Raw genomic sequence first — 7,390 nt, forward strand, 5'->3', positions numbered from 1 at the left:
ATAACGCCCGAGTCACGCTGCGGTTCACGCCAGCACCTCCAATTCGACGGGCAGCGTGACCGACCCCATGAGCGGCTTGCGAACGATACGCGCGCTTTCCTGCGCCACCTGCCACGGTCGGCGCACGCCACCCAGATCTTCGGCGACGGCAAGTCCGCTCTGGATACCGTCCTCATGGAAACCCGAGCCGAAATGCGCACCGCAGAACCAGGTGTTCCGCACCCCCTGCAAGGACCAGATCTCTTGCTGCGCCCTGTCGGTTGCAAGGTCGAAAATCGGATGCTCGTAGGTTTCGCGACATATCACGGTGTCTTCCCGCGGTTCGCGGTGTGGATTGAGCGTCACGAAGGTTGGCGGCGCGGGCCCGAGAGGCTGCAGCCTGTTCATCCAGTAGGTTATGGAGGGCTTCGAAGGCTCGTCATCCCTATCGGCGACATAATTCCAGCTTGACCACGCCGCACGACGCTTGGGCATCAGGCCTGCATCCGCGTGCAATACAGCCTCGTTGCGAGAATAACGGAACGCCCCGAGAATGCGCCGTTCCTCGTCGCCCGCGTCCGACAACATGCGCATGACCTGATCGGCATGGGTGGCGATGATCACATCATCAAAGACATGCCGCCCCCCGTTCGTATCGTCGATCTCGACACGTTCCAGGCCCCGCCGGATGGCCGCGACCGGCGTCGAGAGACGGATACGGTCTGCAAAGCCGCTGGCCATTCGCGTCACATATTCGCGGCTGCCCCCCTTCACCGTACGCCATGCGGGACGCCCCCATAGATCGAGCAGCCCGTGATTGCAGCAGAATTTTACGAAATTCGAGGCCGGATACGCCCCGACCTGCATGGCCGGCGTCGACCAGATCGCGGCGGCCATTGGGTAAAGATGCTCATAGCGGAAGGCATGGCCGTAGCCATTGCGCGAGAGGTAGTCATCGAGCGAGATCCCGCCCATCATCGCAAGGTCGCGCGGTGCATTGCGATAAAAGCGTAGCAAGTCTCCAATCATCGACCAGAAACGGGGGCTGAACATATTGGATTTCTGCGCAAACAGGCCGAACCCCGTGCCACCGGAATATTCGAAAGCACCCTGATCGAGCGACACGGCAAAGGACATGTTGGATACGGCAGTCGGCACATCAAGTGCACGAAACATTGCCGTCAGGTTGGGATAGGTGGCCTCGTTGTAGACGATAAAGCCCGTATCGACCGCAACCGGCCCCGCGGCAGTTTCAAACTCGACCGTGTTGCTGTGTCCGCCGATACGGTCGGCCGCTTCAAAGATTGTGACGTCGTGGCGAGAGGATAGAAGCCACGCTGCCGAAAGCCCTGAAATACCGCTGCCGACAATTGCTACATTCAGTCGCCGGCCACTCTCAATGCGCTGCTGATAAACCATGCAATCCTCTCGTCTGCCTCCGCGACCTTGTCGCCTCGGATACAGGTACGAACGGCATCACCGACCAGTTTCGCGAGGGGGCGATTTTTTCCGAATTTTTTCGAACCGGGAAGAAACCGTCCGAGGGCCGGCACCGTAGTTAGGGAGACAAGCCTGATGACACTGTCCCGGATGTGAGTGATTGATGGACTTTTTTCTTCTCCTTTTGATCGCAAGCGGACTATCGCTTGCCATGGCAGGCGCCTGGGTAATCCAGCGAGCGAGCGGGGCGAGCGGCTGGATCGATACGATATGGTCCTTTACAGTTGGCCTTGGCGGCATTGCCGCGGCGATTTTGGTCGATGCACGGACGGATCGCCGTAATGCCGTAGCGATCATTGTCGCTCTTTGGTCGCTGAGGCTCGGTAGCCACATCGCCGCGCGCACAAGAGGCGGGGAGGAAGACCCCCGATACGCCAGGCTCATCAAGGAATGGGGCGATAGCGCTGGCTGGCGGCTGTTCGTTTTCCTGCAGGTCCAGGCTCTGGCGGCGTTCATTCTCGTACTCGCCATCTTGCTGGCAGCGGCCAATGCCACGCCTTACCCCCGCCTATGGGATATTCTTGCTATTCTCGTCGCCCTCGTGGCGCTTGCCGGCGAGGCGATCTCCGACCTGCAGCTTTCCCGGTTCCGCAAAACTCCGCGGGCGAAAACCGACGTCTGCGAGACGGGTCTCTGGCGCTACTCCCGACATCCCAACTACTTTTTCGAATGGCTCTTCTGGTGCTCCTGGCCGCTGATGGCATTGTCGTCCAGTCCGTCGAGCGCACTGTCCTTATTCGCGCCGGCGCTGATGTATTGGCTGCTGGTGCATGTTTCCGGAATCCCTCCCCTCGAAGACCACATGCTTCGCTCGCGCGGCGAGAAATTTCGAGCCCTGCAAGGCCGCGTCAACGCGTTCTTTCCCGGACCGCCCAAAACCACAACATCTGAAGGAACACGGCGATGAACATGATGACCTTCGCAATCAACGTTGCGGAGCGCGCGCCCTTGCCAGACGGAATGACGCTCGCCGGCATAGACGCACTTTGCCGCCGAACAACCCGCATGCTTGAGGCGCTTCCGGAAACTCATGAGCAGGATTTTGCCGAGGCGATGGCCCGTTACCCGATCGCGACCCATACCGAAGATGCCAATCGCCAGCACTACGAGATGCCAGCAGAATTCTTCGACATCGTTCTGGGGCCGCAGAAAAAATACTCCTGCTGCCTCTATCCGGAGCCATCCACCAGCCTGTCCCAGGCTGAAACTCTCGCTCTCGAAACGACCGTCAAACATGCCGAAATATCCGATGGAATGGATATTCTCGAACTTGGCTGCGGTTGGGGCTCACTGTCGCTCCATATGGCGCGCACATTTCCTGATGCGCGGATCACGTCGGTTTCAAACTCCAGCTCTCAGCGCCAGTACATTCTCGGCAGGGCAAAGGAGGAGGGCCTCACCAACCTGGAGGTCATCACCGCCGATATGAACGACTTCACCGCCGAGTGCATCTTCGATCGCGTCGTGTCGGTCGAGATGTTCGAACACATGTCGAACTGGCACAAGCTGCTTGAACAGGTACGCACCTGGCTGAAGCCGGAAGGCAAGCTCTTCATCCACGTGTTCACCCACAAGAACCGCTCCTACCGTTTCGATCCAGCCGATCCTGCGGATTGGATTGCCCAACACTTCTTCACGGGTGGTGTCATGCCGGCGCATGACCTTCCCAACCGGTTTCAAGACCTCTTCACCGTGGAAAAAGAGTCGCGCTGGCCGGGCACACACTATCAGCGCACAGCGTTCGACTGGCTGGCAAACTTCGACCGGAACACAAGTCTCATCCGACCCATTCTGCAGAACGTCTATGGAAACCACGCATCCCTTTGGCACCGGCGCTGGCGATTGTTCTTCCTGTCGACCGCAGGACTATTCGGCTATGACAACGGTTCGGTCTGGGGTGTCGGTCACTATCTTCTGAAGCCTGTGAAATGACCGATACGCGCGAGCCGGTTGATCCGTTGACCCAGGCAACGATGACCGTGGTTTGGGTGATCATTGCCAACAAACCCTTCTACCCGGTGTATGTCTGGTGGTTGGTCGGAACAGGCGTCGCAACATCGGCAGCGACGCTGATATCCCTGCCCTTCTTTCTGGCGATCCCTCTGATCCACAGACGGTCGAATTTCGCCGCGCGCCTTGCCTTGCCCCTCGTAGGCACCGTGGACACGGTCTTCGAAACGATCATTTTCGGACAGGCCTCCGCAACCCTCCTGTTTCTGGCGCCCTGCATGGCCTTGGCCGCCCTATCGTTCGAGGCGTCGGAAAAATGGCCGCAGCGGGGGGTTATATGCTTTATTTTCGGATGTTTTGTGGTTGGTTGGTTTTTGATTGATGGAGCTGGGTTTTCGTGGAGCGCAGCGGAGCTTGCGACGTTACGGACCTCAACGTCTTTGCGGTTGCGAGTTTGCTTGGATTTATCGGTTTTTGTTATTCCGGGGTGTCGCGGGCATGAGGTTTTCGTGAGGTTTGGGCTGAACGTCAAAAAGCCCCGTTGGCTTTCGCGATCGGGGCTTTTGGTTATTCTGTCTGGAAGATCTGGTTGCGGGGGCAGGATTTGAACCTGCGGCCTTCAGGTTATGAGCCTGACGAGCTACCGGGCTGCTCCACCCCGCGCCAATTTTTTGCCTTTGGCAAAAAGATTGCTGCGACCCTTTGGTCGCTTCTGCCGAGTTTTGGCAAAGCCAAAATCTCGTTTGAGTTCTTTTATCGGCGCTTTTGCTTATTGCAAAAGCTCGATTGACCAACATTTCGTCTGTTTATGCGGTTTAATTTACCGAAGCAAAAAGGCCGCTTGAGGGCGGCCCGTTGTTTCGGCTTGGGCCGGCGTTTGTTGAGAGAAGATATGGTTTTTTGTTGAACATGCAGCTTATCCTCAGCCTTACGGCATCGGGCGCATGTTATCGGTTTATTCTTGCCTTTTGCAGACCTGGCAGCGACCTACTCTCCCGCGTCTTAAGACGAAGTACCATTGGCGCTGGGGCGTTTCACGGCCGTGTTCGGAATGGGAACGGGTGCGGCCACCCCGCAATAACCACCAGGTCGGCAAAGGGCAAGATTTACACCTGCAATGCAGGTGTAAATCTCGCTCTTTGCTTGTCCGATACTCCTTGTCCTGTTCGCTTGGCGCTCACAGGGGACATCGGACGGCCATACGGTCATCTCACGAGGAGGCGACTTTGGGCCAGAGCGATTTTCACACCGCAGATGCGGGTAAAACCGATATTTGAGAAGCTGGTTGAAGCCTGCGTAAACCGCCTGCGGTTTATCGCTTTTGCTTCATTTGTCTTATGTGAACACGTCTTTTTTTGATGGCTTATGGTTCAGTCGGACGAAGACTTCGTCTTCGCCGAGTATCGGACAAACGCTTTGCGTTTGCCGAGTGATGAACACAAGCAATGGGAACGATCAAGCCAATCGAACGATTAGTACCGGTAAGCTTCATGCATTACTGCACTTCCACACCCGGCCTATCAACGTGGTAGTCTTCCACGGTTCTCAAGGGAATACTCGTTTTCAGGTTGGTTTCCCGCTTAGATGCCTTCAGCGGTTATCCATTCCATATATAGCTACCCTGCTATGCGGCTGGCGCCACAACAGGTCCACCAGAGATATGTCCATCCCGGTCCTCTCGTACTAGGGACAGATCCTGTCAATATTCCTACACCCACGGCAGATAGGGACCGAACTGTCTCACGACGTTCTGAACCCAGCTCACGTACCGCTTTAATTGGCGAACAGCCAAACCCTTGGGACCTGCTCCAGCCCCAGGATGCGATGAGCCGACATCGAGGTGCCAAACAACCCCGTCGATATGGACTCTTGGGGGTCATCAGCCTGTTATCCCCGGCGTACCTTTTATCCGTTGAGCGATGGCCCTTCCACACGGGACCACCGGATCACTATGACCGACTTTCGTCTCTGCTCGACTTGTCAGTCTCGCAGTCAGGCGGGCTTATGCCATTGCACTCGACGACCGATTTCCGACCGGTCTGAGCCCACCATCGCGCGCCTCCGTTACTCTTTCGGAGGCGACCGCCCCAGTCAAACTACCCACCATACACTGTCCCGGATCCGGATAACGGACCGCGGTTAGACATCCATGACGATAAGGGTGGTATTTCAAGGATGGCTCCACCTGAACTGGCGTCCAAGCTTCAAAGCCTACCACCTATCCTACACATGCCGACACGAATGCCAGTGTAAAGCTATAGTAAAGGTGCACGGGGTCTTTCCGTCTGACCGCAGGAACCCCGCATCTTCACGGGGAATTCAATTTCACTGAGTCTATGCTGGAGACAGCGGGGAAGTCGTTACGCCATTCGTGCAGGTCGGAACTTACCCGACAAGGAATTTCGCTACCTTAGGACCGTTATAGTTACGGCCGCCGTTTACTGGGGCTTCGATTCAAAGCTTGCACCTCTCCTCTTAACCTTCCAGCACCGGGCAGGCGTCAGGCCCTATACGTCGTTTTGCAACTTCGCAGAGCCCTGTGTTTTTGATAAACAGTCGCTACCCCCTGGTCTGTGCCACCCTGACATACTTGCGTACGACAGGGTCACGCTTCTTCCGAAGTTACGCGTGCAATTTGCCGAGTTCCTTCAGCATAGTTCTCTCAAGCGCCTTGGTATACTCTACCTGACCACCTGTGTCGGTTTCGGGTACGGTCTATACGGTGGAGCTATTTCCTGGAACCGCTTCCCCGCCCGGACAATCCAATAAGTCCGAACAAGTTACGCAATCCGTCACTACCACCAGGCCCACGAATATTAACGTGGTTCCCATCGACTACGCATTTCTGCCTCATCTTAGGGGCCGGCTAACCCTGCTCAGATTAACTTTAAGCAGGAACCCTTGGTCTTTCGGCGAGGGGGTCTCTCACCCCCTTTATCGTTACTCATGTCAACATTCGCACTTCCGATACCTCCAGGACCCCTCACAGGTATCCCTTCACAGGCTTACGGAACGCTCCGCTACCACAGCGTCTTCGTGAGAAGATCGCTATCCTCAGCTTCGGTGCATGGCTTTAGCCCCGTTACATTTTCGGCGCAAAGACCCTTATTTAGACCAGTGAGCTGTTACGCTTTCTTTAAATGATGGCTGCTTCTAAGCCAACATCCTGGTTGTTTTGGGATCCTCACATCCTTTCCCACTTAGCCATGACTTGGGGACCTTAGCTGGAGGTCAGGGTTGTTGCCCTCTTCACGACGGACGTTAGCACCCGCCGTGTGTCTGCCGACTAGTACTCCTCGGTATTCGGAGTTTGGTTAGGATCAGTAAGACGGTGAGTCCCCATAGCCCATCCAGTGCTCTACCCCCGAGGGTATTCGGTCGACGCACTACCTAAATAGTTTTCGCGGAGAACCAGCTATTTCCGAGTTTGATTGGCCTTTCACCCCTAGCCACAAGTCATCCCAATCTATTGCAACAGATGCGGGTTCGGTCCTCCAGTTGGTGTTACCCAACCTTCAACCTGCTCATGGCTAGATCACTCGGTTTCGGGTCTAATGCGACGAACTGAACGCCCTGTTCAGACTCGCTTTCGCTGCGCCTTCACCTATCGGCTTAAGCTTGCTCGTCACACTAAGTCGTTGACCCATTATACAAAAGGTACGCCGTCACCCAACCCACTAAAGGGCCCGGGCTCCGACTGTTTGTAGGCAACCGGTTTCAGGTTCTATTTCACTCCCCTTGTCGGGGTGCTTTTCACCTTTCCCTCACGGTACTTGTTCGCTATCGGTCATGCACGAGTACTTAGGCTTGGAGGGTGGTCCCCCCAATTTCAAACAGGATTTCACGTGTCCCGCCTTACTCAAGGACCTTGGGTGTTCTACATGTACGGGGCTATCACCCGCTACGGCCGGACTTTCCATTCCGTTCCACTTTATTCCCCAAGGCCACTGGCCTGGTCCGC

General features: G+C 56.1%; 4 protein-coding genes, 1 tRNA gene and 2 rRNA genes (1 of these 7 running past the window's edge). 3 read left to right on the forward strand and 4 right to left on the reverse strand.

Going from position 1 to position 7,390, the window contains the following annotated elements:
* Window positions 1-24: 24 nt before the first annotated feature.
* Complete coding sequence (locus QO002_RS20360; protein WP_307233005.1) at window positions 25-1,398, reverse strand: NAD(P)/FAD-dependent oxidoreductase; 1,374 nt, start codon at window positions 1,396-1,398, stop codon at window positions 25-27.
* Window positions 1,399-1,582: 184 nt separating this feature from the next.
* Between QO002_RS20360 and QO002_RS20365 the strand changes: the two genes are divergently transcribed.
* Genes QO002_RS20365 through QO002_RS20375 form a run of 3 tightly spaced genes read left to right on the forward strand, consistent with a single transcriptional unit; the run spans window position 1,583 to window position 4,037 of the window.
* Window positions 1,583-2,386 (forward strand): DUF1295 domain-containing protein, encoded by an 804-nt coding sequence (locus QO002_RS20365; protein WP_307233007.1) that lies wholly within the window; start codon window positions 1,583-1,585, stop codon window positions 2,384-2,386.
* The gene (locus QO002_RS20370; protein ID WP_307233009.1) at window positions 2,383-3,411 is read left to right on the forward strand and encodes an SAM-dependent methyltransferase; all 1,029 of its coding nucleotides are present in this window, start codon (window positions 2,383-2,385) and stop codon (window positions 3,409-3,411) included. The genes QO002_RS20365 and QO002_RS20370 overlap by 4 nt, the downstream gene beginning before the upstream one ends.
* Window positions 3,408-4,037 carry a hypothetical protein gene (locus tag QO002_RS20375; RefSeq protein WP_307233011.1) on the forward strand — a complete coding sequence of 210 codons (630 nt, stop codon included), beginning with the start codon at window positions 3,408-3,410 and terminating at the stop codon, window positions 4,035-4,037. Before QO002_RS20370 ends, QO002_RS20375 begins: the two co-directional genes overlap by 4 nt.
* Here QO002_RS20375 and QO002_RS20380 read toward each other — a convergent pair.
* From QO002_RS20380 to QO002_RS20390, 3 genes are all read right to left on the reverse strand, one after another.
* Window positions 4,016-4,092: transfer RNA gene (locus tag QO002_RS20380), tRNA-Met, on the reverse strand. The two genes, QO002_RS20375 and QO002_RS20380, sit on opposite strands and share 22 nt — an antisense overlap.
* Before the next feature lie 311 nt (window positions 4,093-4,403).
* A 5S ribosomal RNA gene (rrf, locus tag QO002_RS20385) occupies window positions 4,404-4,518 on the reverse strand.
* Window positions 4,519-4,880: 362 nt separating this feature from the next.
* A 23S ribosomal RNA gene (locus QO002_RS20390) occupies window positions 4,881-7,390 on the reverse strand; it runs 426 nt beyond the window's last position.

It is taken from the genome of Pararhizobium capsulatum DSM 1112 (assembly GCF_030814475.1).
Taxonomy (GTDB): domain Bacteria; phylum Pseudomonadota; class Alphaproteobacteria; order Rhizobiales; family Rhizobiaceae; genus Pararhizobium; species Pararhizobium capsulatum.